The sequence below is a fragment of the Arthrobacter terricola genome (genome assembly GCF_004354015.1).
Taxonomy (GTDB): domain Bacteria; phylum Actinomycetota; class Actinomycetes; order Actinomycetales; family Micrococcaceae; genus Arthrobacter; species Arthrobacter terricola.
This window is the reverse complement of the sequence record NZ_SMRU01000022.1, coordinates 62,329-86,242: the sequence shown is the minus strand read 5'-3', so window position 1 is coordinate 86,242 and position 23,914 is coordinate 62,329. Positions and strand designations below refer to the sequence as shown.

21 protein-coding genes and 1 pseudogene are annotated in these 23,914 nt (G+C 64.7%); 15 read left to right on the top strand and 7 right to left on the bottom strand.

The genetic code is table 11. The features are described 5' to 3' along the window. The first annotated feature begins 9 nt into the window (after positions 1-9). From E1809_RS17720 to E1809_RS17705, 4 genes and pseudogenes are all read left to right on the top strand, one after another. A complete protein-coding gene (locus E1809_RS17720; protein WP_133205551.1) occupies positions 10-729 on the top strand; it encodes an SDR family NAD(P)-dependent oxidoreductase in 720 nt (239 codons plus the stop codon). 46 nt (positions 730-775) lie between these two features. Then, entirely contained in the window at positions 776-2,074 is a 1,299-nt protein-coding gene (locus tag E1809_RS17715; protein ID WP_133205550.1) for a flavin-containing monooxygenase, read from the top strand. Between the two features lie 96 nt (positions 2,075-2,170). Continuing rightward, positions 2,171-3,856, top strand: a complete 1,686-nt coding sequence (locus E1809_RS17710; RefSeq protein ID WP_133205549.1) for a thiamine pyrophosphate-dependent enzyme — start codon at positions 2,171-2,173, stop codon at positions 3,854-3,856. Between the two features lie 382 nt (positions 3,857-4,238). Next, positions 4,239-4,460 (top strand): annotated as a pseudogene (locus E1809_RS17705) (substrate-binding domain-containing protein); the annotation flags it as partial. A gap of 56 nt (positions 4,461-4,516) precedes the next feature. Here E1809_RS17705 and E1809_RS17700 read toward each other — a convergent pair. Continuing rightward, positions 4,517-5,614 (bottom strand): LacI family DNA-binding transcriptional regulator, encoded by a 1,098-nt coding sequence (locus tag E1809_RS17700; RefSeq protein ID WP_205754237.1) that lies wholly within the window; start codon positions 5,612-5,614, stop codon positions 4,517-4,519. 277 nt (positions 5,615-5,891) lie between these two features. Here E1809_RS17700 and E1809_RS17695 point away from each other — a divergent pair, with 277 nt between their 5' ends. The 5 genes from E1809_RS17695 (at position 5,892) to E1809_RS17675 (ending at position 13,128) form a co-directional block, all read left to right on the top strand. After that, positions 5,892-6,851, top strand: coding sequence for a carbohydrate ABC transporter permease (locus E1809_RS17695; protein WP_205754236.1), 960 nt, complete (start codon positions 5,892-5,894; stop codon positions 6,849-6,851). Continuing rightward, on the top strand, positions 6,848-7,669 hold the full coding sequence (locus E1809_RS17690; protein ID WP_133205547.1) for a carbohydrate ABC transporter permease: 822 nt from the start codon (positions 6,848-6,850) through the stop codon (positions 7,667-7,669). The genes E1809_RS17695 and E1809_RS17690 overlap by 4 nt, the downstream gene beginning before the upstream one ends. A 99-nt stretch (positions 7,670-7,768) precedes the next feature. After that, on the top strand, positions 7,769-9,043 hold the full coding sequence (locus E1809_RS17685; RefSeq protein ID WP_133205546.1) for an ABC transporter substrate-binding protein: 1,275 nt from the start codon (positions 7,769-7,771) through the stop codon (positions 9,041-9,043). A gap of 89 nt (positions 9,044-9,132) precedes the next feature. After that, the gene (locus tag E1809_RS17680; RefSeq protein WP_133205545.1) at positions 9,133-11,751 is read left to right on the top strand and encodes a glycoside hydrolase family 78 protein; all 2,619 of its coding nucleotides are present in this window, start codon (positions 9,133-9,135) and stop codon (positions 11,749-11,751) included. Positions 11,752-11,829: 78 nt separating this feature from the next. Continuing rightward, on the top strand, positions 11,830-13,128 hold the full coding sequence (locus tag E1809_RS17675) for an MFS transporter (protein ID WP_133205544.1): 1,299 nt from the start codon (positions 11,830-11,832) through the stop codon (positions 13,126-13,128). A 216-nt stretch (positions 13,129-13,344) separates the two neighbouring features. On the opposite strand, the gene E1809_RS17670 is transcribed toward E1809_RS17675, so the two are convergent. Continuing rightward, the gene (locus tag E1809_RS17670; RefSeq protein ID WP_133205543.1) at positions 13,345-13,905 is read right to left on the bottom strand and encodes a LacI family DNA-binding transcriptional regulator; all 561 of its coding nucleotides are present in this window, start codon (positions 13,903-13,905) and stop codon (positions 13,345-13,347) included. 106 nt (positions 13,906-14,011) lie between these two features. Here E1809_RS17670 and E1809_RS17665 point away from each other — a divergent pair, with 106 nt between their 5' ends. Continuing rightward, a complete protein-coding gene (locus tag E1809_RS17665) occupies positions 14,012-14,620 on the top strand; it encodes an L-rhamnose mutarotase (RefSeq protein ID WP_308166918.1) in 609 nt (202 codons plus the stop codon). A 9-nt stretch (positions 14,621-14,629) separates the two neighbouring features. Here E1809_RS17665 and E1809_RS17660 read toward each other — a convergent pair whose 3' ends face one another. Then, entirely contained in the window at positions 14,630-15,358 is a 729-nt protein-coding gene (locus tag E1809_RS17660) for a GAF and ANTAR domain-containing protein (RefSeq protein WP_308166919.1), read from the bottom strand. A 427-nt stretch (positions 15,359-15,785) separates the two neighbouring features. Here E1809_RS17660 and E1809_RS17655 point away from each other — a divergent pair, with 427 nt between their 5' ends. From E1809_RS17655 to E1809_RS17640, 4 genes are all read left to right on the top strand, one after another. Beyond that, the gene (locus tag E1809_RS17655; protein WP_133205541.1) at positions 15,786-16,004 is read left to right on the top strand and encodes a hypothetical protein; all 219 of its coding nucleotides are present in this window, start codon (positions 15,786-15,788) and stop codon (positions 16,002-16,004) included. A 153-nt stretch (positions 16,005-16,157) separates the two neighbouring features. Continuing rightward, complete coding sequence (locus E1809_RS17650; protein ID WP_133205540.1) at positions 16,158-16,676, top strand: hypothetical protein; 519 nt, start codon at positions 16,158-16,160, stop codon at positions 16,674-16,676. A 2-nt stretch (positions 16,677-16,678) separates the two neighbouring features. Further along, complete coding sequence (locus E1809_RS17645) at positions 16,679-18,844, top strand: bifunctional polysaccharide deacetylase/glycosyltransferase family 2 protein (RefSeq protein ID WP_133205575.1); 2,166 nt, start codon at positions 16,679-16,681, stop codon at positions 18,842-18,844. A gap of 278 nt (positions 18,845-19,122) precedes the next feature. After that, positions 19,123-19,914: a hypothetical protein gene (locus E1809_RS17640; protein ID WP_133205539.1), complete on the top strand. Its 792-nt coding sequence runs from the start codon at positions 19,123-19,125 to the stop codon at positions 19,912-19,914. 58 nt (positions 19,915-19,972) lie between these two features. On the opposite strand, the gene E1809_RS17635 is transcribed toward E1809_RS17640, so the two are convergent. The 3 genes from E1809_RS17635 to E1809_RS17625 all read right to left on the bottom strand — a co-directional run bounded on the left by E1809_RS17635 (position 19,973) and on the right by E1809_RS17625 (position 22,483). Continuing rightward, the gene (locus E1809_RS17635; protein WP_133205538.1) at positions 19,973-21,403 is read right to left on the bottom strand and encodes a glycoside hydrolase family 15 protein; all 1,431 of its coding nucleotides are present in this window, start codon (positions 21,401-21,403) and stop codon (positions 19,973-19,975) included. Positions 21,404-21,707: 304 nt separating this feature from the next. Further along, the gene (locus tag E1809_RS17630; protein WP_133205537.1) at positions 21,708-22,154 is read right to left on the bottom strand and encodes a hypothetical protein; all 447 of its coding nucleotides are present in this window, start codon (positions 22,152-22,154) and stop codon (positions 21,708-21,710) included. Continuing rightward, positions 22,151-22,483: a hypothetical protein gene (locus E1809_RS17625; protein WP_133205536.1), complete on the bottom strand. Its 333-nt coding sequence runs from the start codon at positions 22,481-22,483 to the stop codon at positions 22,151-22,153. The genes E1809_RS17630 and E1809_RS17625 overlap by 4 nt, the downstream gene beginning before the upstream one ends. A gap of 165 nt (positions 22,484-22,648) precedes the next feature. Here E1809_RS17625 and E1809_RS17620 point away from each other — a divergent pair, with 165 nt between their 5' ends. After that, a complete protein-coding gene (locus E1809_RS17620; RefSeq protein WP_133205535.1) occupies positions 22,649-23,173 on the top strand; it encodes a hypothetical protein in 525 nt (174 codons plus the stop codon). Here the strand turns inward: E1809_RS17620 and E1809_RS17615 are convergent. After that, positions 23,157-23,858: a hypothetical protein gene (locus E1809_RS17615; RefSeq protein WP_133205534.1), complete on the bottom strand. Its 702-nt coding sequence runs from the start codon at positions 23,856-23,858 to the stop codon at positions 23,157-23,159. The genes E1809_RS17620 and E1809_RS17615 overlap by 17 nt on opposite strands. Positions 23,859-23,914 lie beyond the last annotated feature (56 nt).

Below are 23,914 nucleotides of genomic sequence, written 5' to 3'. Positions count from 1 at the left end.
AATATCCGCATGAACACCACCTCACCCCGCGTCGCCCTCATCACCGGAGCAGGAAGCGGTATGGGCCGCAGCACCGCCGATGTCTTCCTCAACGAAGGTTGGCACGTCATCGCCGTCGACGTCACGGCCCCTGAATTCAACGGCCACCCCTCGCAGGTGACGCCCTTGGTAGCCGACGTCCGTGACCGTGCAGCACTGGAGGAAAAGCTCGACGGCGTCCTGCCGGGGATCGGCGGCGAAATCCACGCCGTCGCCAACATCGCCGGCGTCTACCCGCCCTCCACCCTGGACAGCTACACCGACGAGCTCTACCGCCTGGTGTTCGACGTCAATGTGCTCGGAGTCCTGAACGTTATGGCCGCCGCGAAGCGGTCCATGCCCGAAGGCTCCGCGATCGTGAACTTCGCCTCCGTGGACGGCTACCATGTCTCTCCTGGCCAACTCGTCTATGGAGCTTCCAAGGCCGCCGTCATCATGGTCACCAAGGCCACTGCGCTGGAACTGGCAGACAAGAAGATCCGGGTCAACGCGATCGCTCCAGGCTGGGTCAACACGCCTGGAAACGCCGCGACGGGCCGGATGGACGCCGCGGCCGCGTCCATCCCGCTTGGCCGCGTGGCCCAGCCGGAGGAAATCGCCCGCTGGGCATGGCTGTTGACCGGCAGCGACCAAGCCGGGTTCATGACCGGCGAAACCGTCACCCTCTCCGGCGGGGACGTCATCCGCTAACAGGCACCCGCCCACATCACCCCCGATACTTGAACGGATACACACCATGACCCGCTACTGCGTCATCGGCGCCGGTGCTGCCGGCATCTCCGCACTCCAGCAACTCCGCCAGGCCGGCTACGACGTCGACTGCTTCGAAAAGAGCGACCGCGTCGGAGGCCACTGGCACACCGACTACGAGGCGCTGCACCTCATCACCGCCCGGGATATGACCCACTTCGAAAACTTCCCCATGCCCGCGCACTACCCGCACTTCCCGCGCCGGGACCAGGTCCGGGACTACATCGAGTCCTACGCACGCCACCACGACCACTACGACATCATCCAGTTCAACACCGAAGTCCTCTCCGTCACCCCGGTCGCCACCGACGGCACCACCGGATCTGCGGGATGGAATGTCACCACCTCTAACGGATCAGATGTCTACGACGGCGTGATCGTCGCCAACGGCCACCTCTGGGACAAGAAGGTCCCTTCGTTCCCGGGCGAATACACCGGCAAGCAACTGCACTCCAGCGAGTACAACAACGTCAAGGACATCGACGGAAACCGGGTCCTGGTGGTCGGAGCCGGCAACTCCGGCTGCGACCTCGCCGTCGACGTCGCCCAGCACCGCCTCGAAGCAGACATCGTGATCCGCGAAGGAACCTACTTCCAGCCCAAAGCGTACTTCGGCAAACCCCGCCAGGAACTGGACTTCCTCAAACAATTCGCCCCCGACGAAGTAGACCTCATCAGCCGCCTCCTCGCCCGGGTCTCCATTGGCGAATGGAGCGACTACCCCGGCATGCCCGAACCCAAGCACCGCACCCTGGCCGAGGGAAGCACTGTGGTCAACAGCCTCCTGCCCTACTGGGTCCAGCACGGCCGCGTCGGAATCGTCCCGGGCATCGAACACTTCAACGGGAAAACCGTCCACTTCACCGACGGCACCGCCCGCGATTACGACACCATCCTCTGGGCCACCGGATTCCACTCCGGCGTCCCCTTCCTGGACACCCGCCTGGTCCCCCGCAGGAAAGGCGCCCCGATCCGCTACGGTGCCGGCATCATCCCCGAAGGCCTGGAAAAGCTCTACTACGTCGGCATGATCGCACCCCGCGGACCCCAAATCCCGGTCTACGGCATGCAAACGAAACTCGTCACCAAAATGATCGCCCTCCACGAACAAGCCGGAGAAAGCGGCGCGAACGTCGGCGCTTATCTCTCCGGACTCCAGGAATCCGAAGACCGCATCGACATCGTCCGCGCCATCTGGGAAGACCAGATGAAAGACACCGAACGACTCCTGAGCGCCTTTACCGCCGCCAAGTCCTCCGCCGTCCCGGAACCATCCCACGCCTAGCCGCATCCACGGTCAGGTGCGGCCTCCACAAACCCGTGTGCCGCACCTGGCCATCCTTTTTGACATCACAAAACTAACTAAGAGACCAGGAAAACGATGACGACGCAGTCGACGGACTTCCACCCCCGACTCCTTGAACAGATCCCTCCCACAACAAAGTCAGCCGGGCATGTCATTGTCGACACGCTGGTAGCCCACGGGGTGGAACGGACGTTCGTCGTGCCCGGCGAAAGCTTCCTCGACGTCCTGGACGGCCTGCACAACTCACCCATCGAGACCATCGTCTGCCGCCACGAAGGCGGAGCCGCCTACATGGCAGAAGCCGACGGGAAAATGAACCAGATCCCCGGCATCGCGATGGTCACCCGCGGCCCCGGTGCGGCCAACGCCCACGTCGGCCTGCACACAGCGTGGCAGGATTCGACGCCGCTGGTCCTCTTCGTGGGGCTGATCCCGTTCGCCCACCGGGACCGTGAAGCTTTCCAGGAATTCGACATCAAAGCCTGGTTCGACACCGGCGCCAAACGCGTCATGGTCCTGGACCACCCGGAACGCGCCTCCGAAATCGTCGCCGAAGCCATGTTCGCCGCCACGAGCGGACGCCCCGGACCCGTCGTCGTCGGCCTCCCCGAAGACATCATCCGCCAGCACATCAAACCCGCACTGCACCCCCGCATTCCGGTGGCAACCGGAGGCATGACCACCGCCGACAGCAGCGCAATAGCCGACGCACTCATGAACTCGACCAAGCCCCTCTTTGTCACCGGAGGCAACGACTGGTCACAAGCAGCGACCGCCAAACTCACCCGCTGGCTGGAAAAGCACCACATCCCGGCCGCGGCAGAGTGGCGCACCCAAGGAACGGTACCGTTCGATTCCCCATCGTATGTCGGCCCCATCGGATACGGACGCCCCCGCCCGACCTACGACCTGCTCGAGGAAACGGACCTCCTGATCTTCGTCGGCACCGTGCCCGGGGATGTCATCACCGACGGCTTTCTCTGCCGCCAGGACTGGAACAAGAAGAACTTCCTCGTCACTATCGATCCCTCCCTCCGGGGCCGTTCAGGCCCCGTGTCCTGGCAAATCGTCGCCAAACCAGACGTGTTCGTCCGGGACCTCGTCGAGATCGAACTGCCCTACCGCCACGACTGGAAAGCCTGGACGAACAGGATGCGCGGCGAACAAGTAGCCTTCGCATCGCTGCCGACCCAAACGCCCGGCAACGGCCGGGCCCGCATGGACACCCTCATGGCAAACCTGGTTCCAACCTTGCCCGACGACGCCATGGTGACCTTCGGGGCCGGTGAGCACACCAACTGGGCCCACCGCTACTTCCCGACCCGGCGCTACGCCTCCATGCTCAGCGCACGGAACGGCTCCATGGGCTACTCCATCCCCGCGGCCATCGCAGCTTCCCTGGCCAACCCGGGCCGGAGAATCGTCACCATCGCCGGCGACGGGGAGTTCCTCATGAATGGCCAGGAACTCGCCACAGCCGCACAGTATGGGGCCGCGCCGCTGATTATCGTCATGGACAACCAGGAATACGGCACGATCCGCACACACCAGGAACGTCACTACCCCGGGCGCGTTTCAGGCACGCAACTCCAGAACCCGGACTTCGCACTGATGGCGCGCGCCTTCGGCGGTTTCGGCGTCCGGGTCGAAATGGACAATGACGTCCCCGCCGCCCTCCAAGCCGCCCTGAACGCCATCGACAACAACAACGTTTTCGCCCTCATCCACCTCGTCGTGGAACAACGCGTCAAGGCCTACTAACACCCGAAGGCCAACACCCTCCCGCTCTACCCCAAAGCGCCCAAAACACCCCCAGCCTTTGGCGCCGAACCAGATAAGGAACCGGAAGCAATGAAATCCCGAACGGCATTGCTGCATCGCCAGCCAGCAGTGCGCATGCGCCCTTTGGCCACCAGCCGATCCGTCGTCGCAATCAGCGCCCAGCCCATGGGGCCGGATTGTGAAGATGAATGCCCCTACTGCCACCGCCCTGAAACCGACTAAACCGCCACGGCGGTAAACCGGACCAGCAGCTGCCAGCGACCCCTTCACGGACGGCGCAAAACACGAAGGTCCCGGCCCGGGCGCTGTTGGCTCAAGTCGGGACCTCGCGGGTTTGCGGGGAATTACACGGTGGCGCGGTTTCGCAGCATCCGCTGCCGTGCCATTCTCCTCCATCCGCCAGCCCACCGACGCCATCGGCAGGACCGCCGTCGAACTCCTGGCGGAAGAACTCGACGTCTGGCACCGGCGGCACCGCGCCGTCGTCTACACGCCCGAACTAGTCATCCGGCAAAGCACGGCAGGAACGGCGTCCCCGGCAAAACACCACACCCGAACCACCGCTCGGGTTCTGAGCGGCTAAACGCGCACGTCGGGATTGAAAAAGTGCCTTCCCCGCCTCGCTCCTCAGCAGGCGCCCTAAAGAGGCGCGGGATTGGCCGGTGCCATGCCTGCCCGCCTATCTTCTTCGGGCCGGGGGCGCCCGTTTGGGCCGAGGGTGCTTTCGCGGAGCACGAGCTGGGGTTTAAGGGTGAGCACGCGGTGTTCGTGATCCGGGTTGCGGATTTCGTCGAGGAGGATCGCCATGGCTTCGGCACCCATTAGGTGCCCATCCTGGGAGACGGTGGACATGGAAATCGCGGCCTCGGTGGTGAAGTGATTGTTGTCGTACCCGATAACGGCGACATCGTCGGGCACTTGCAAGCCCCTGGCCATGAGTTCGTGGATGACACCCGCCGCGATGCGGTCCGATGGCGAGAGGATTCCGTCGGGCATTTGACCTGCGGGGCGGTCAGCGACGGCGGCGGCTATTTTTCGCCCTTCATCGCTTTTCAAACGGCGGGACGGGATGACTTCCATGGTGACATTGCCGGCCTCCGTCACGGCACGCAGCGCACCGTTGCGCCGCTCCTTGATCGCGTAAAACTCTTCCGGACCGCCGGCGAAAAGCAGCCGCCGTCGGCCGAGCCCGATCAGATGCCGGGCCGCCAAGTATCCACCGTATTCCTCGTCGGAGAGCACCGCGCAGCAGTCCTGGCGCCCTCCGGCGTAGTTGACCAGAACGATCCTTCGGCCGTGGCGGCGTACACGGTCGACGCCTTCCAGGCTTGCGTTCATGGGCGTGAACAGAATGCCTGCCACCCGGGCCTCGTCGAAAATGTCCAGGTAGGATTCCTGGCGGCCGAGATCGATGTCGCTGTTGGCCAGCAGCAGGGCGTGTCCTGATTTCCGCGCCTCGTCCTCAGCGCCCCGGGCAATGTCGACAAAGAGCGAATTGTCGATGTCGGTCAAGACCAGGCCGACGGTGGTGCTGCTCCCGGCCGCCAACGAACGGGCGGCACTGTTCGGGACAAAGCCCAGCTGCTCAACAGCCGTGCGGACTTTCTGCAAAGACCTCTCCGAGACCTTCTCCGGTTTGTTGAGCGCGTGCGAGACGGTGCCCAAAGACACGCCTGCCAGGCGTGCGACATCCTGCATGCTCGGAGCCCGGCCCCCATGGGCCGTGTTGGCTGTCACCCGGTTGTTCCTCGGCTTTCTTCGTCCCGGCCATCATGCCCACGCGCTTCGCTGAAGCGCTTCACGATGACTATCAAGACAGGATAAAAGAGTGGGCGATGGGGGTCAAGTCCGACAAATCAGCTTTATATCGTTTCAAAAAGGGATTGACGCACGTCACACGCAGCCCTACTCTTGATCCAGATGAAGCGCTTCAAAATCTGTTTCAACTCGATGGAGAGGTTCCCGTGAATCGACGGATTGGCACTACGGTGCCCCTTTTACCTGGTGGCGTACGGTGAGCTCGATCAAGAGCCCGTCGCTCGCCGTTGCTGATGCTGCCGCCCCCGTTTCCCCGGCCGGCCGCCGCACCAAAAAATTCACCGCACGCCGGATCGGCGCGGTCCCGTGGTGGTTCGTGGTTCCAGCCTTGGTGTTCTACCTGTTCGTGGTCCTGTGGCCGAGCCTGCAAGGTGCGGCGTATGCGTTCACCAACTGGGACGGCCTCTCGGCCACGAAGGACTTTGTGGGCCTGGCCCAGTTCGAACGCCTCCTCAAGGACCCGGGCGGCGTAGGCGCCGTTGTCCACACGCTGCTGATCGCCGTCGCGATCACCGTGGTGCAGAACCTGATCGGCCTGCTGCTGGCGTTGGGTGTGAACACCAAGATCAAGAGCCGCAACATTCTGCGCGTCGCGTTGTTCACCCCCGCGGTCATCACCCCTGTGGCCACCGGCTACCTGTGGAAGTACCTGATGACCCCCGACGGGGCGATCAACCAGCTTCTGGGTTTCTTCGGTCTCGGCGCCCTGCAGCGTGACTGGCTTGGAGACGCCGACATCGCCCTGTGGTCGATCGTCGCGACCGTTGTCTGGCAGTTCGCCGGCTACTCCATGGTGATCTTCCTGGCCGGCCTGCAAGGTGTCCCGGAGGACGTCCTTGAAGCTTCCCGGATCGACGGGGCTGGACCGTTCCGGCGGTTCTGGTTCGTCGTCCGCCCGGAGCTCGCTCCGGCGATCACCATCAACTTGATGCTCTCGATCATCGGCGGCCTGAAGTTGTTCGACCAGGTGTGGGTCATGACCTCCGGTGGCCCGGGAACCTCCACGGACACCATGTCCACGCTGATCTACAAGAACGCGTTCCAGTTCGGAGACTTCAGCTACGGCATTGCCATGGCACTCGTCCTGACCGCTTTCGTCGCGATCCTGTCCACCGCCCAGTACAAGCTCCTCGGCAAGCAGGGAGGCACCAAGTGAACCGCTACTCCTGGCGGACGTTCATCCTCGAGGCCGTCATGGTCCTCGTCGGCGTCCTGTTCTTCCTGCCCGTCTACATCCTGGTCAACCTGGCACTCAAAAGGCCCGACGATCCGTCCTCGCCGCTGGCCCCGGTCACCGACCTGACGTTCCAGAACTTCTCGGACGCCTGGAACCAGGCCAACCTCGGCCAGGCGTTGCTGACCAGCGCTTTCGTCACCGTCTTCAGTGTCCTGGTCATCGTGGCCATTTCCGCCCTCGCCGCCTACCCCTTGGCCAGGGTAACGAAGGGGTGGTCGAAGTGGCTGTTCTTCCTCTTCATGCTCGGGCTGCTCCTGCCGTTCCAGCTCGCCCTGATACCGCTCTACACGACCATCCGTGACCTGGGCCTGCTCGGCAACCCGGTCTCCCTGGTCCTGTACTACGCCGGGCTGCAGGTCCCGTTCTCAGTATTCCTCTACACCGGCTTCATCCGGGCGGTCCCCCTCGACTACGAGGAGGCCGCGGCGATCGACGGTGCCGGGCCGATGCGCAGCTTCTTCTCCGTGATCTTCCCGCTCGTGCGTCCCATCACCGGAACCGTCATCATCCTGAACGTCCTGCACGTCTGGAACGACTTCCTCACCCCGCTGCTGTACCTGAGCGGGAGCAACCAGCAAACCGTTCCCGTGGCACTGTTCTCGTTCGTCAGCCAGTACGTCTCGCAGTGGAACCTGGTCTTCGCCGGCCTGGTCATCACCATCGCACCGATCCTGATTGCCTACTTCGCCATGCAGAAGACCATCATCAAGGGCTTCGCCAGCGGCCTCAAAGGCTAGCCCCACCCCCTAGGCGCGGCACCGTCCGGTCAGGCGCGGCACCGTCCGGTCAGGCGCGCCCACCATGCAGCCATGCTGCAGTTCAAAGGAGAGCACTAAATGTACAAGAAGAGCCTTCTGGCCCTGTCCGTCGCGGTCGTCGCGGCCGTGGGCCTGAGCGCCTGCAGCGGCGGAAGCTCCAATGCCAGCTCGGGCGGGGACAACAAGACCCTCACCCTGGCCGCCACCACCAACGAAAAACCCGCGCTCGATGCCGTCGTCGCCAAGTTCAAGGAGCAGAACCCCGGCGTCGACGTGAAATACACGACCTCAGCCCTGGACCAGTACCAGACCACCACCCGCACCCAGCTCTCCTCCGGCACCGCCCCCGACGTCGTATTTGTCTGGCCCGGGGACGGCAACCCGATGGCCACCCGCGTAGTCGCCAAGGCCGGATTCCTGGAGGACCTCTCCAGCCAGTCCTGGGCGAACAGCTTCCCGGCAGGCATCAAACCTGTCACCCAGTCCAACGGCAAGACTTACAGCGCCGCGGTCACTTTCTCGGGCATCGGCGCGGTCTACAACATGACGGCCATGAAACAGGCCGGACTGACGCCGCCGACCACGTGGAGCGGCCTCCTGCAGTTCTGCTCCGACGCCAAGTCCAAGGGCAAGGCCGCCTTCGAACTGGGCGCACAGACGAACTGGGTCACCCAGCTCATCCCGTATGCCCTGACCCCCAGCCTCGTCTATGGTCCGAACCCGAACTTCGCCCAGGACATGACGGACAAGAAGGCCACGTTCAGCGATTCGAAGTGGTCCGATGCCTTCAACAAGTACCTTGAGATGCAAAAGGCCGGCTGCTTCCAGGCCAACCCCCTGGGCACGGACTACAACGCCAGCCTTTCCGCCGTCGCCAAGGGCGACGCGCTCAGCGTGATCCAGGTCAACTCCGCGGTTGCCGCGATCAGCACCCAGGCGCCCAAGGGCACTGAGCTGAACATGCTCCCCGTCCCGGCGACCGAGAACGCGGCCGATACCCGCATGGCCGGCGCCGCCGGTTCGACCTATGGCGTCAACGCGAAAGCGAAAAACAAGGACCTTGCGATCAAGTTCGTCAACTTCCTCGAAAGCCCTGACGGGATGAACCTGTACGCGCAGACCAACAAGGCCCTGCCCGCGGTCCCGAACGACAGCTTCAAGGTCGACGCAGCGCTGAGCACGCTGCAGGACTACCAGAAAGCCGGTAAGACCGACCCGTTCATGGACCAGAACTGGCCCAACGCCCGCGTCCAGCAGACCCTGTTCCAGGTAGTCCAGGATCTCCTCGCCGGCAAGACAGACACCGCCAGTGCCCTGAAGCAAATGGACACCGCCTACACCTCAGGCTCCTAGGCCCACGCAGTACACATCCGCTCGTCCGGCGGTGGCGGTCCCCGGGACCGCCACCGCCGCCACACTTGAGAACATCTGGGAAGAAAAACATGACAGTCCCGGCAGCCGCCACAGACACACAGCAGACCACCGAACCCGCCGCCCGCGTCGTCCGCGTCCAGGCCGAACGCAACCCCACGGCGCTGGGCATCGGCGAAGCACTGCCCCGGCTCACCTGGCAGACGCAGGCGCCGGCCGAGTGGGAGCAGCAAACCTACGAAATCTCCCTCCGGCGCTCCGGGAAGCAGGACGCCACCGAGGAAATCGTGTCCTCCGACTCGGTCCTGGTGGACTGGCCGTTTGCTCCGCTGCACTCACGTGAACGCGCCGAGGTCCGGGTGCGGGTCAGCGGCGCCGACGGAAACCCGTCTGCCTGGAGCGACGCACTCACCATCGAAGCCGGACTGCTGTCCCCCGAGGACTGGACCGCGTCGGCCATCACCCCGGACTGGGAACACGACCCCAACACGGACAACCCCCCGGCGCTGCTCCGCCGCTCCTTCGACACGGGAGCAGGAATAGCGTCGGCCCGCCTCTACGTCACCGGTCAGGGCGTCTACGAAGTGGAAATCAACGGCCGGCGCGTCGGTGACGAGGTCCTCGCCCCCGGCTGGACCAGCTACCGCAACCGGCTGCTTTACTCGACCTTCGACGTCACCGGGCTCCTGCACCCGGGCGGGAACGCCATCGGCGTGTGGCTGGCGGACGGCTGGTTCCGTGGCCGTATCGGCTTCCAGGGAGGAACCCGCAACGTCTACGGCGACCGGACTTCCCTGCTCGCGCAACTCGAGGTCACCTACACGGACGGCCGCCGGACCGTGATCGGCACCGATGAGCAGTGGAAGGCCTCCCGCGGACCCATCACCTTCGCCGGCTTTTACGACGGCGAAACCCACGACGCGCGCCTCGAACAGCCCGGCTGGTCCGCCCCGGGCTTCGACGACGGCACATGGTCGGGCACGCGCACGGTCGACCTGGATAAGGGCATTCTCGAAGCCCCTGCGGGACCGCCCGTACGGTGCACCGAAGAGCTCGCGCCGCAACGGATCTGGACATCGCCGGCGGGCAAGACCCTCATCGATTTCGGCCAGAACCTCGTCGGCCGGCTTCGGCTGACAGTCCAGGGCAAGGCCGGTGACACCGTGACCCTACGCCATGCCGAAGTCCTCCAGGACGGCGAGCTGTGCACCCGGCCGCTGCGGCTGGCCGCATCCACCGACACCTACATCCTCGCCGACGGATCCGAGCACACCTGGGAACCGAAGTTCGCCATGCACGGCTTCCGCTACGCCGAAATCACCGGGGCGGTGGAAGCCGTCAACCTCGAGACGCTCACCGCCCGGGTGCACCACACCGACATGGAACGCACCGGCTGGTTCGAATGCTCGGACCCGCTGATCAACCGCCTGCACGAAAACGTCCGATGGAGCATGCGCGGGAACTTCGTCAGCATCCCCACCGACTGTCCGCAACGCGACGAGCGCCTCGGCTGGACCGGCGACATCCAGGTCTTCGCCCCCACCGCGTCCTACCTCTATGACTGCTCAGGCATGCTCGCAGGCTGGCTCAAGGACGTCGCTGACGAACAGCTCCCCGACGGAACCGTCCCCTGGTACATCCCCTGGGTCCAGGCAGGGTCCTGGGATGAAACCGTCCCGGGCGCGGTCTGGGGCGATGTTGCCGTGCTCACCCCGTGGACCCTGTACGAGCGGTTCAACGACAAAGGCGTGCTCGCTGCGCAATACTCCAGCGCCAAAGCCTGGGTGGACCTCATGGCAGAACGCGCCGGCGACACCCACCTCTGGGACGAAGGTTTCCAGCTCGGGGACTGGCTTGACCCCGCCGCTCCCCCGCACGACCCCGCCGATGCCCGCACCGACCGATACCTCGTCGCCACGGCCTACTTCGCCTGGTCCACCCGCCAGCTCTCCCGCACCGCCGGCGTCCTGGGAAAGACCGACGACGAGGCACGCTACGCGGATCTGGCCGGGAAAGTACGTGCCGCATTCGCGCAGCGCTACGTCCACGACGACGGAACCATGACCAGCGACGCGCAGACCGCTTACGCTCTCGCCCTTGTCTTCGACCTCCTGCCCACCACCCGGCAAAAGGACGGGGCAGCGGACCGGCTGGCCGAGCTCGTTGCCGGGGAAGGGAACCGCATTGCCACCGGATTTGCGGGAACCCCGGTCATCAGCGACGCACTGACCCTCGGCGGCCACCTCGATACCGCCTATAACCTGCTCAATGAAGAAGAATGCCCTTCCTGGCTCTACGCCGTAAAACAGGGAGGCACAACCATCTGGGAACGCTGGGACTCCATGCTCCCGGACGGCTCAATCAACCCGGGAGAAATGACCTCCTTCAACCATTACGCCTTGGGCGCCGTGGCTGACTGGATGCACCGAACCATCGGCGGCCTCGCACCCCTGGAACCCGGCTACAAGAAGATCGCCATCAAACCCCGCCCCGGCGGAGGGATCACCCACGCGTCCACAAAGCACCTGACCCCGTACGGCCTGGCCGAAGTCAGCTGGCGCATCGAGAACGGCCAGATCCGGCTGTTCGCCAACGTGCCCACAGGAACCACCGCAACCGTTCAACTCCCGGGCACTGCATCCAGGGAAGTTGGCCCGGGCAACCACCACTTCACAGCGCCCGTCCTGTAACACACGTCCTGCGCCGGATCCGCTAGCCCGGCGCAGGACAACCCCCATCCACACCGAACCAGATCAAAGGAGCCTTCCTTGACCCCCAATGCACGAGAGACGACCGCGAAAAATCCGTGGTGGACGGCCACGATCGCAGGCATGGCGTCCTACCTTGACGCTGCAGCCATCGTCAGCACCGGCATGGGCATGGTCCTGTTTGAAAAGGAGTTTGACCTTGGCCCCGCCGCTTTGGGCCAGCTATCGGCCCTCCTGACCGTCATGATCGCCATCGGCGCGCTCGTGGGCGGGCGACTAGGCGACAAATACGGGCGCCGCAAAGTCTTCTCTACGACCATGGGCATCTTCGCCGCAGGCGCACTGGCCCTGGTGTTCGCCACCGCCCCGTGGATGCTTTTCCTCGGCATCATCCTGCTCGGCTTCGCAGCCGGCGCAGACCTGCCGGTGTCGATGGCAATGATCGCCGAAACGGCACCCCCGGGCAAGAAGGGCAAGATGATCACCTTCTCGCACATCCTGTGGATGGTCGGAGTCCTGGCCGTCCAGCTCATCGGCATCATCGTCGGCGAGATGGGAACCACCGGCGGACGGATCCTTTTCGGACATTTGCTGGTCATGTCGCTCATCGTCCTGGTCCTGCGCGCAGGACTGCCTGAATCCCCGGAATGGGCCACCTCCCGGACCCGCGCCGAGAACTCCGACACTATCGCAATGAGCTCACTGAAAACGCTCTTCCACTCCAGTTACGTGGTCCCGCTGATCGCCACCGGCCTGTTCTACGCGATCGCGAACGTGGCCGCCAACACCAACGGCCAATTCAGCACCTACCTATACGTCAACGTCGCCGGCGCCAGTGTCACCACCGCATCGACAATAGGGCTCATCGCTTTCGGCTGCAGCTTCCTCGGACTCCTGGCAACCATGAAGTTCGCCGACACCCGCTGGCGCATGCCCGTCTTCATCGCAGCGACGGCGGTTTCCACCATCGCCTTCCTCGTCCCTGCCATCATGGGCACCACCACACCCACCCTGGCGATCATGGCTGTCCTCTACTCTCTCGGGGGCGCCGTCGCCGGGGAACCAATGTACAAAGTCTGGTCCCAGGAACTATTCCCCACCATCTACCGGAGCACCGCCCAAGGCATCACCATCGGCTTCACCCGCGTCGTTGCCGCCGCAATCGCACTCTTCACCCCAGCCATCATCAACGGCGGCGTCCAAGTGCTGTTCATCTTCCTTGTCACCACGACGCTCGCATCGTGCCTCATCGGCGTCCTGTGGCTGGCCAAACTGTCAAAGGCAGAACCCAGCACATCCGACCACGAGCAGGAATCCACACCTGCAACCGACGCACGCGAAAGCATGACAATGGCCTGACCCAAGGCAATTCCGCCTAAATCCCCACAACCGCACGACGACACTTCAATAATTCGGCCGCCCGGCGTCCCAGGAGTTCCCGGGGTTGTCTTATTGACGTCAGCGGAATGCTTGATTAGGCTGCGAAGTCGATGTCGTCGAAGCCGACCAGCGCGATGTCATTCGTTACTCTGATTCCTTCGCGGCGGATGCTTGCAGGAGGCCTAGGCAAGCCGGTCATTCGCGGCGAAGACGGTCCGGCGTCTGGAGCCTTTGAAGCGTGGCCTCCGTTTCGTCGACGGCGGTTGCGGCACCGGCGTGCCGGGCGGCGAGACGGCCCCCGACGACGTCGTCGAGTAAAACCGAGCAGAAGTGTCCGTGCGGAAAAGCGGTCGACGAGTATGGCGGGAATCCCGGGTTCCCGCATCCGCTCCAGGCGGGCGAAAACGTCGCCGATCGGGCTAATGAACACACCGCGCACGCGCTGCTCTTCGAAAAGGTCCAGGTACGCCGCCTCCTGCTGGGGTCCTCCGCGGTGTTGGCGAGGATGAGGGAATGGTGGTGCTTTGCCGCCATGTCTTCGGCACCGAGCGCGACGTCCGTGAAGCAGGGGTTGCGCACATCGAGGACGAGCATGCCGACTGTCGTTGTGGTTCCTGCGCGGAACGTCCTTGCAGCTTCACTGCGGACGAAACCGAGTTCTTTGATCGCGGCGAGTACGCGTGCCCGGCGTTGGGAGGACACCGAGACGCGCCCTTTAAGGACGTTTGACACGGTCCCGACTGAGACGCCGGCCATGGCGGCGACATCCTTGTTGACGTGAACAGGAACACGACCTAAGGTGTGAAGCGAGTTACGGAATGAAACGATTCAGAAATGAGGCAATGATGCCAAACACAACCGTTTGGGGAAGGCCTTCGCCCTCTGGGACGTTGAGAAGCTTGGCTCCCTCGCTGCCTACGCCGGTGCCGCCTTGGCCTCCGGCCAGATCACCGGTGCCGAAGGCGAGACCTTCAAAGCAGGCAACCTCGGCGAATTCAAGATCGGAGCAAACGCGCTTGATGAACTCTTCAGACCAGGCGTCCTCCACGCCGTTTCACCCACCAGGAGCACCATGAGCGAGACCCCCACGCGTCGGAGGATCTGCTTTCAGCAACGGATCCACCCGGACCGCATCGAGGAATACAAACGCAGGCACGCCGCCGTATGGCCCGAGATGCTCGAAGCCCTCGAAGCCACCGGCTGGCACAACTACTCCCTCTTCCTCGCACCCGACGGACTCCTCATCGGCTATGTCGAAACGGACAGCCTTACCGCCGCAGCGGACCGCATGGCCGCCCACGAGGTCAACACGCGCTGGCAAGCCGAAATGGCCGACCTGTTCGACGGCATCGAAAGCCCGCCCGATGAGTCATTCGTTCCCCTGGAAGAAATCTTCAACCTTGAACAGCAATTAGCCGCCGCACGCTCCGCAGCAGGCGCGAGCCGTCCCGGACAAGTTCCACGCCGCTAAGCACCGCCTCTAGTCTTCGAACCGCATCGGGCTTCCGGTTCCGCCGTTGAGGGTTGCGACGATGTCGGCGGCGAGGTCGTGGAGTTTCTGGTTGCGGTGGCTGGAAGCTGTGGTCAGGATCGTGACGGCTTCGGCGTGGGTGCACCGATTTTGGGCCATGATGATCCCGCACGCGGTGTCGATCACGGACCGGCTGGCCATCGCCGCTTTCAGGTCGGCGTTGGTGTGTTCGACCGTCTCGATCCGGATCGCCAGCCGCAGGGTACTTCCAGCGACGTCGGAGAACGTTGTGGCGGCGTCAATCACGTCGGGGGTGAACACGCCGGGCCGTGGCGCGAAAAAGTTCAGCACGGCTTCGGACCTCTCCCCCAGGTCCATCGGCACACCCAATGCGGACCGGCACCCGGCCTCGGCCAAGGTGCGGCTGTATTGCGGCCAGTCGGTGTCCGTTCCGACGTCGGCCAGCAGGACCGGGCGTCCGGCATCCAGGGCGTCCAGGCACGGGCCCTGGTCCAGGTTTTGTTCGATGAGGTCCAAAAGGATGGCTTTCTCACTGCTGCCCGCAACGGTGGTCGTACGCTTGCGCTGGCGCAGCGTCAGGGCGCAGTCGATCTCTTCCCCCGCTGCCTGCGTTACCGCGGCCGAGGCGAACCGGGTCACCCCGTCCAGGATGCCCTTGATATCGGCAGTGCCGGTCACCAAGTCGTGAAGGTCAAGAATATGCTCGACAGGATCCATGACCATCATGGTAAGTCGTTCGTGTTCTTCCGCGCTCCTGGTTATCGAAGAGCCCGGGAAAGGGCGGGGCCGGACCGGCCTATGTCGTGGCCGGTGCCCTTGACAATCACGAGGCACCGGGCCGATCCTACACATACGAGCGTCCACGCTCGACGGACTGCGCACCATCGAAGCCGCACTCCCCTGCCGCCCGGAACTCCTGTCCAGAGCCCGCATCCAACAAACGGACCCCGGCTCCCCCGTATTAGCCACAACCACAGGACGGGCGCCCAGCTTCAGATACCGGAGACCGCAATAGCTCCCGGGCAGACCCACAGGGATCGACAACCGCTCCAGTACGCCCGGCCTTCTTCGTATACATGCAACACGTCGTTTGTCCGCTTCCGGGCAATCACTCGCCACCCACACTCCTTATAAAGAAGGCACCATGAACGACTCAGCACCCGCAAAGGACCGGTGCACCATCCACGTCTCCGACCCCGCGGACCTGGATACCCAGCTCAGCCAGGCAGAGGCACAACTCCAACACCAGGCCAGCCGGTACCAAGACCGCGGAATCCTCATTACCCGCCACTCCCCCTGGGACTTCACCCTCGAACTCGACCCAAGCGTCCCCTTCGGCACCACCCGCGAAAACCCTGCCTAACAGGACGCAAAAGAACCGGAAACCACCCACCCGCGATCCGGCAGGGCAGGGGGTTTCCCGGCGACGGGCAATCATGTTCTGCAGGCCTGGCCCAGGGTTCCTGGGTGACGGTGTTTTGGGAAGGGCGAGGGGATCCTCTAAGGTTGGTGCCCGATGGCAGCTTTGGACGAACCACCCGCTCACCACACTTCCGCGGCTTCGGACGGACCCGTTTTTGTCGATGCGTCCGGCCGGCGTCTGCGGCGCCTGAAGCTTTTCGGGATTGGGGCGCTGGCCGTCGTCGCCGGGTATGTTGCCCTTCTGCTGGTTGCGCTGATCGGCGGCCCGAACATGGCTGCCCCATATCTTCCCTTCCCTGCCGCTCCTCCTGCAGCGCGTGATCTTCCCCCATCCGTGCCCGCGCCGGCCTCCGTTGCGGCCGGGCCGGGGGTCGGTGACTCTGCGGCAGCGGCACCCCTTGCACGGGCCGCTGTTCCCGCCCCTGCGGCCCCGGTCCTCGGCGCCCCCGCAGCACCGTCCCTCAGCAGCCCGGTCCTTGACCACACAGCTCCCACCGCTCCCGCGGCGTCGAACGGGGCGGGGACCGCACAGGGTGCGGCGTCGACGTCGCCGGGTAAGAGCGGCTCCGCTCCCGGCCGGACCGCGCATCCGTCGGCACCCGCGCACCCGTGAGCATGCCACGCCGGAACCAGGGCACGGAGCCCGTACCTGTTCGTGTCAGGGCTCATTGGGTGGTCCTGACGGCCGTGCTGTTCGCGGTCGGTCTCGCCCTCACCGTACAGGGGTATTTGCACCACCTGGCGGGAATCGGAAACGACTCCGTTACTCCAAGCGACTCTGCCGCCGCGGTGCCGGACACCGTGACCCACGGCGGTCCCTTGGTTGACTCCCGTCAAGGCGTTGTCCGCACTGCCGGCCCTCCCGACCACACGCTTGCCCTGACTTTCGACGACGGCCCCGACCCCGTGTGGACGCCCAAAATCCTCGATGTCCTCGAAAAACACCACGTACACGCAACCTTCTTCATCGTCGGCTCTGCCGCGATCGACCACCCCGAACTGGTGCAGCGGATCATCGCCGACGGCGACGAGATCGGGGTGCACACGCTGACCCACGCCGACCTCGGAAGCGCGCCGGCGTGGCGCCGCCAGCTTGAGGTGCAGGGCGACCAGGAAGTTCTCGCCGGAATCACCGGCCAGGCTGCCACGCTCCTGCGCCCGCCGTACAGCTCAGAGAACGACGCCGTCGCGGACGGGACGTGGGCCGCCATGCAGGCAGCGGCGAACCAGGGCTACCTGACCGTACTCACCACGAAGGACAGTGAGGACTGGCAACGACCCGGGGTGTCGACGATCGAGAAGAACCTCGCGCCCTCAGGCGCCCAAGGGCAGGTACCACTCATGCACGACGGCGGAGGAGACCGCGCGCAAAGCGTCGCCGCCCTCGACGCGAGCCTGACGACATTCGCGGACCGGGGTTTCCGAGTCACGAGCGTGGGCGAGGCCGTCGGGATCACGAGCATGCGTGGCGCCTCGGCCGCCGAGCAGATCAGCGGTACGGCGTTTGTGTGGGGCCTGAGGCTGAGCGAATGGGCAGTCACCGCGATCTCCTGGGCCCTGGTGGCGGCAGGCATCGTTACTGTCGTCCGCGCAGTCCTGGTGATCGGCTTTGCGGCCCGGCACCGGCGCGCCGCCCGGCGCATCCAAGCCGCCGGCCGGGGCCGCCGTCGTACGCAGGTACCCATCCGCCCGGACATCACAGACCCCGTCACTGTGATCGTGCCGGCCTGCAACGAATCGGCCGGGATCCAGGCCGCCGTGCGGTCCATCGCCGCGTCGACCCATCCAGTGGAGATCATCGTGGTCGACGACGGCTCGACCGACGGCACCGCCGATCTTGCCGAGGCCCTCGGCCTGCCGAACGTGCGGGTGGTACGGCAGGAGAACGGCGGAAAGCCCTCGGCCCTCAACGCCGGCCTCCGCCTCGCTTCCCACGAGATCGTGGTCATGGTCGACGGCGATACCGTCTTTGAGCCCGACACGGTCCGTGCGCTCATCCAGCAGTTCTCCGATCCACGCGTTGGAGCGATTTCGGGAAACACCAAAGTGGCAAACCGCGGCGGGATCCTGGGCGCGTGGCAGCACATCGAATACGTGGTCGGATTCAACCTGGACCGCCGGCTGTTCGATCTCGCTGAGTGCATGCCGACCGTCCCGGGCGCCATCGGCGCCTTCCGCCGCGACGCCCTCCTGCAGATCGGCGGGGTCAGCAACGACACGCTCGCTGAGGACACCGACCTGACCATGTCACTGTGCCGCGCCGGCTGGCGCGTGGTGTATCAGGACGACGCCAGGGCCTGGACCGAAGCGCCGGCGAGTCTTGGCGCGCTGTGGAAGCAGCGCTACCGCTGGTGCTACGGCACCCTCCAAGCCATGTGGAAACACCGTGGCGCAATTTTCCAGGGCGGGCAGGCCGGGAAGCTCGGCCGGCGCGGCCTCGGCTACCTGCTCGTACTCCAGGTCCTCTTGCCGCTCTTCGCGCCTATCGTCGACGTGTTCTCCATCTATGGCCTTGTGTTCCTCGACCCGGTCCGGATTGCCGCGCTATGGTTGGGCTTCCTCCTCGTGCAGTTTTTCATGGCTGCCTACGCCTTCCGGCTCGACAACGAACCACTCAAACCCCTCTGGACACTGCCCCTGCAGCAATTCGTCTACCGCCAGCTCATGTACCTCGTGGTCATCCAGTCAGTCGTCACCGCCCTGGCCGGAGTACATCTGCGCTGGCACCGGATGGAACGCTATGGCAGCCTGCGCGTCCCACCCGCCCAAAACCAGAGCTAACGCCAACCAATCCACCCGTCGGCGCGGTTCACGGTCGACGGGAACGGCAGTGGTCTTGTGGGACAGGTGATCTATGCGTGTTTGATGGTCCCCAGGTGGCTCAAGTCAGGTGACCGGTACTCGTGTGGAGACGATCCTGCGGAGCCTACGCTGGCGCATCGGGTGCGGACTGACCCGGTGAGCGTAGATACAGATGGGGACAGGAAATGGAGAATTTCCGGGCGCGCCGAACGCCATTGCAGCCGCAGCGAAATGCGCCCCGGAGACCAGGAGGGACCATGAGCAACTCCCGTCCGGCACGCAAGCTGAACCGGGTTCACACACGGCACGAACCACGGCTCCAGCAGTCGGGCGTCGGCACGGAAACCCCCGCGCCCGCTCCCCCGCCACGAGGCAACACGGTGAAACCGACTGGTCCCGGCCGCAACCACGGCTTGCCGTTCATGATCCTGGCCGGCGTCGTCCTTGCCCTCTCGTTTTGGGTCGGGCCGATCGCCAGCACGCTGCTTTGGGCCGGCCCGCCCCCTGCAGCCGCCGGATCTACCGGCTCCCCTGCAGCCGCCGGATCTACCGGCTCCGCTGCGGACCCGGCACCTGAGAACCCGTGGGCCATCCACCCTGGCGCTGCGGACCGGATCCGCGCGGCAGGCCTGCCCGTGAGCACGGATGAAGGAATCCTTGAGCATTTCCACTCCCACCTTGACGTCTTTGTCGACGGCAAAGCTGTGACCGTGCCGACTGGGATCGGGTACCCCGACATCGCCGAGGGGCAAAGCGGCGCCAGATCCCCGCTGCACACGCAGGATGCGTCCGGAATCCTCTACATCGAAGCCAAAACCCCGGGTCAGCGCTTCACCTTGGGCCAGGTCCTGCAGGAATGGGGCGTAATCTCCAACACCGGGGCGATCGGAGGCCTCCCGGCCGAAGGGTGGGCAGTCTTCATCAACGGCAAGGGGCAGACCACCAGCGTGTACTCCGTTTTCCTGCACCCCAAAGACGAAATCGCTCTGATCCACGGCACCGCTCCGGTGAAAATCCCTTCAAGCTACAACTTCCCCCCGAACCTCTGATCACCCCCGTACCCCCGGCAACACGAGAAAGGACAGCAGGACCGGAGGAATAGCTCAGTCAGGCAACCACGGCCCGTGCCCGCAGCGCGGAGAGGAAGGCCGCGTAACTCCAGGTCAGGTTGCGGACACTGCGCTCGTACCCAGTGGTGCCGTCGAATTGCTCGGAGAGTTCCAGGTTGTCGCTGTGGTAGACGACGGCGCGCATCATGGCGTCCCCGGTCGCGGTCAACGAGACGGCGGCATCCGCCGCGGACGTCGACGCATCGATGCCGGACTGGGCAAAGAAGACGGCTGACAGAGCGTCCAACGGCACATTGGCGCTCGAGGTGATCGCAGCGGCCAGCTTGTAGTGCAGTTCGGCGACGTTGCATGTGGTGAGTGCCCAGGGGTGGCCGCCAAGGACCGGGTCTGAAGTGTCGCCGTCGTACTCGTCGCCTGGGTAGCGGCCAAACAGCGGCCCGATGCCGAATCTCTCCTTGTCCGTCTTGTTGATCGGGTAAAACGCTTCGCCGCCTTCCTCCCACTGGGTCCGCAGCCTGGCAGCGGTGGCCAGCAGTTTGGTGTCAGTGACCGGAACGGCGCCGTAGACGGCGGACTGGACGACGTCGATGTTCGGGTCATAGGCGGGGGCGACCGGGTCGTGGGGTGACGGCGGGGCGCCGTTGCCGGGGTCAGCCATCATGCTCACGTATTGGGTCCCGTCCCAGTGGCCGGCCAGCGCTTCCGAAAGCCAGTCGATCGCGGTTTTCAGCCCGGCCAGCTTGTCGATCCCGGGAATGAGGGAGGCTTGGATTTCCTGGAAGCAGCGTCGCTGGGCGGCCCGCGCGAAGAAACTGTATCCGGTGTGTTCCTCCCACAGGTTTGTCGTGACGTCCTGGTACACGCCGAGGAGGTAGGCAACGTTCGAGTTCACCAGGTCGACCGCGCGCTGCTGGGTGTCGGGAGCGAGTTGGTTGTAGGCGGCAAGGAGGGTGATGGTTTGCAGGGCCGGTCCATCATTCTGTTCGGTCCACGGGCGCACGTCCCCGGCGATGGTGAAGCAGGCGTGCCCCTTGGAGACCGGCGGTTGGGCGTTGGAGTGGCAGAGCCCGGCGAACGCCACGTAGTCGTTCAGGGTCTGCACGGTCGCTTCCGGGCGGGTAGGCATGTTGGCCTTGGCCACCTCCATGGCCGTGATGGCGCCGTCACGCACCCAGTTGAAGACGTAGTCTTCGTCGGTGCCCGGCGTCTCGGCGGGGAAGGACGGGGCGGCGATGATGCAGCCCGGCTTCGAGTCCTTGGAAATGTCGTCCGGGAACTGCGGGTCACTGAAGATGAACCCGTCGCTGGCGATGTTGCGGAACATGAGTGTGTACATCGTCGGCCCGAGAACGGCCAAGTCGATCGCTCCCGGAGCCAGGGAGTTTTCAACGTTGGCCCGGGCCCGGGAAAGCTGCGGGGCCCGGCTCGTGCGGGATGGGAGTGCCTGGCTGGTGATGTGCTCCGACATTGCTGAACCTTCTTCGCTGTGAGACCGGTTGGCCAGTGTCCAGACCGGACAGGCCGCCGGCGGTACTCGCAATCAAGCATTGCGGCCGGTTCGGGGGATGCTGGCAGCCCGGCCACATCCACATCATGGAGACCGGCAATGCCGCCGTCAATACGCCGGAGGAAGTGACCTGCGGCGCGGTTCCGGCCCCGGCAAGTCGGACCAGAACTTTTCGGATCACAGCGTTTGTTGCCGGCGCGATAACGCAGATGGCGGCAACCCTCGTGGGGTTGCCGCCATCCGTTCGGTCTGACTACAAGGGCGGTTACTTCAGGACGTACCCGGAAACATCGGCGATGATCTGGGCGGTGCCCAGGGAGTTGTTCGCGACCGAGACCTTCCCGTCGGCCCCGACCGGAAGGTAAGCCATGTTGGCCGCCGTCTTCCGGTTCCATCCGTAGATCAGGTTCGACGTCGCGGGCGCCAGCGTTCCGGAGGCAAAGCCGGTCAGGAACCCGTCACCCTGGGTTTCGGTCACCGTCAGGTTGACCCACACACCCGCCACGTTCGCCGGTACGCCGTTCACCCCGGCCACCGGGAAGGACACCACTCCGCCGCCGGCCACCGGGCCCGAGGACGTGCGCGAGTCCAGGAAACGGGTCGGAGCCAGCGTGCCGAACGCTCCCGCGTCCACGGCCGTGCCGGCCAGGAAGTAGCCCGAGACGTCAGCGACGAGCTGGACGGTGCCATTGGACGTATTCGTCAGCGTCACCTTCCCGTCAGGGCCGCCGGGACGACGGCGAGGTTCGGGATCGTCTGGTTGGCGGCGTAGTTCACGTTTGAGGCGTTCGGGGTGCCCGTTCCCGAGGCATGGGCGGTGACAAAACCGTACGACGACGGTTCGGTCACCGTCAGGTTCACCACCACCGCCGCAGCATCGGCCGGAACCCCGGCCACGCCACCGGCCTGGAACGACACCGATCCGCCCGGGCCGACGTCACCGGAAGACGTCCTCGTGTCGAGGAACCGTGTCGGGGTGATCGTCACCGCCGCGCCTGGCTGCGCCGGAACGGGCATCAGCGCCACATTTGCCGGACTCAAAACCGGGACACTACCTGGAGCGGACAACGGGTTGTCCTCGCTCAACGCTTTATGCGCTGGTCCAAGTGCGGCCGGGTGAGACGAGAATGTCGGGGCAAGCTGCCGACGATAGACTTCCTCTGGCGGTCGCGGGGACGGCCTCCACCGCACGCGAGGGGACGCGACATGAACCAGGAAACACAACCGCAGACCGATCAGTCTGACGCGGTAGAACTGCTTCATGTGCGCCCGCCACAGTCAATCGATGAGCCTGCGCTCAGTCCCCGTAACGCGTCAAGGTCGCGGCATTGGCGGTTCTGGCTGGGACTCATCGAGCTGCTCACGGGTGGCGCCACCGGCCTGTTCACACTCGCGTCCGCCGCGAACCTCATCGGGCAAGTGCAGGACGACAGCGCTTCGGGGATGCCGCCGGCGGCCGGGTGGATCACGGGCATCATCATCGTCTTCGTGGCCTACACGGTGGTCTCGCTCGCCGGTGTGATCATCGGGATCTGGAACCTCTCCACCCTCAAAAGCACCGCCCGGTCACCACTGATCGCCGCCATCGTGGTCTCCACGGTGTCCATCGTGCTCGTCATGGTCTTTATCAGCGGTCCCCCGTTCGAGCCGGTGAAAGTCGCATGGGCGTTCGTTCACGCGCTCGTCAGCGTCTGGACCATCCGCATCCTCCGGCTCAAGAAAATCCCGTAGACCTCCCGCGTTTCGCGAATTCAATGCGTATGTAGTTGAGCTCTTCGCGCGGCAGGACGGCCGTCACTACCCCGTTGTTTCCGAGAGACGCTCCCACGGCGTACACGACCGGATCCGTGTCGATTTCGATCCCCCGGACTTCGGCGCCATCAACCTGGACGGCGACCTCGCGGGTTGCTGGCGCGTTTCTGGCGTTCCGGGTGTGAGGATCCCAGGCGTTGCCCCCGATCCACTGCCGCCGGTTGCGGTTCATCAAGATGTGAATCAGGTGGTCCGTCAGCACCCACGCCACCGATGACTGACCGGTCGGGTCGCGATGCCACGTGGTCCTCACCGCCTCCCAGAGCTGTGGGTAGCGAAGTCGTTCAACTTGCTCAACCAGCCACTGCGGCCGCGGCCAGGGAGGAACAAACCCGATCGAGGCCCGCGTCTGCTCATCGAGCTCGGCCAGGTTGATCGGGTCGGACTTATCGACCGGGTTTCGCCACAACATGTAGGTGATGCTCGCCGACATTTCGTTGTACCCGCGGGAGTCCTGGCCGTACTGGAAGCCGATCATGTCCGGGTCTTCAAGCGTGGGCTGAGGAACCAGCCCCATGATGGGGATCGGCATCAGTTTCAGACGCTTGGCGTTTTCGATGCGCGGATCGGGCGCGTCCTCGGGAAGCACTCCCTCGAATCTCATGCGCCGAGTCTTACCGACGAACAGTCCGATGACAACGGGGAGTGACGCGGTGAACC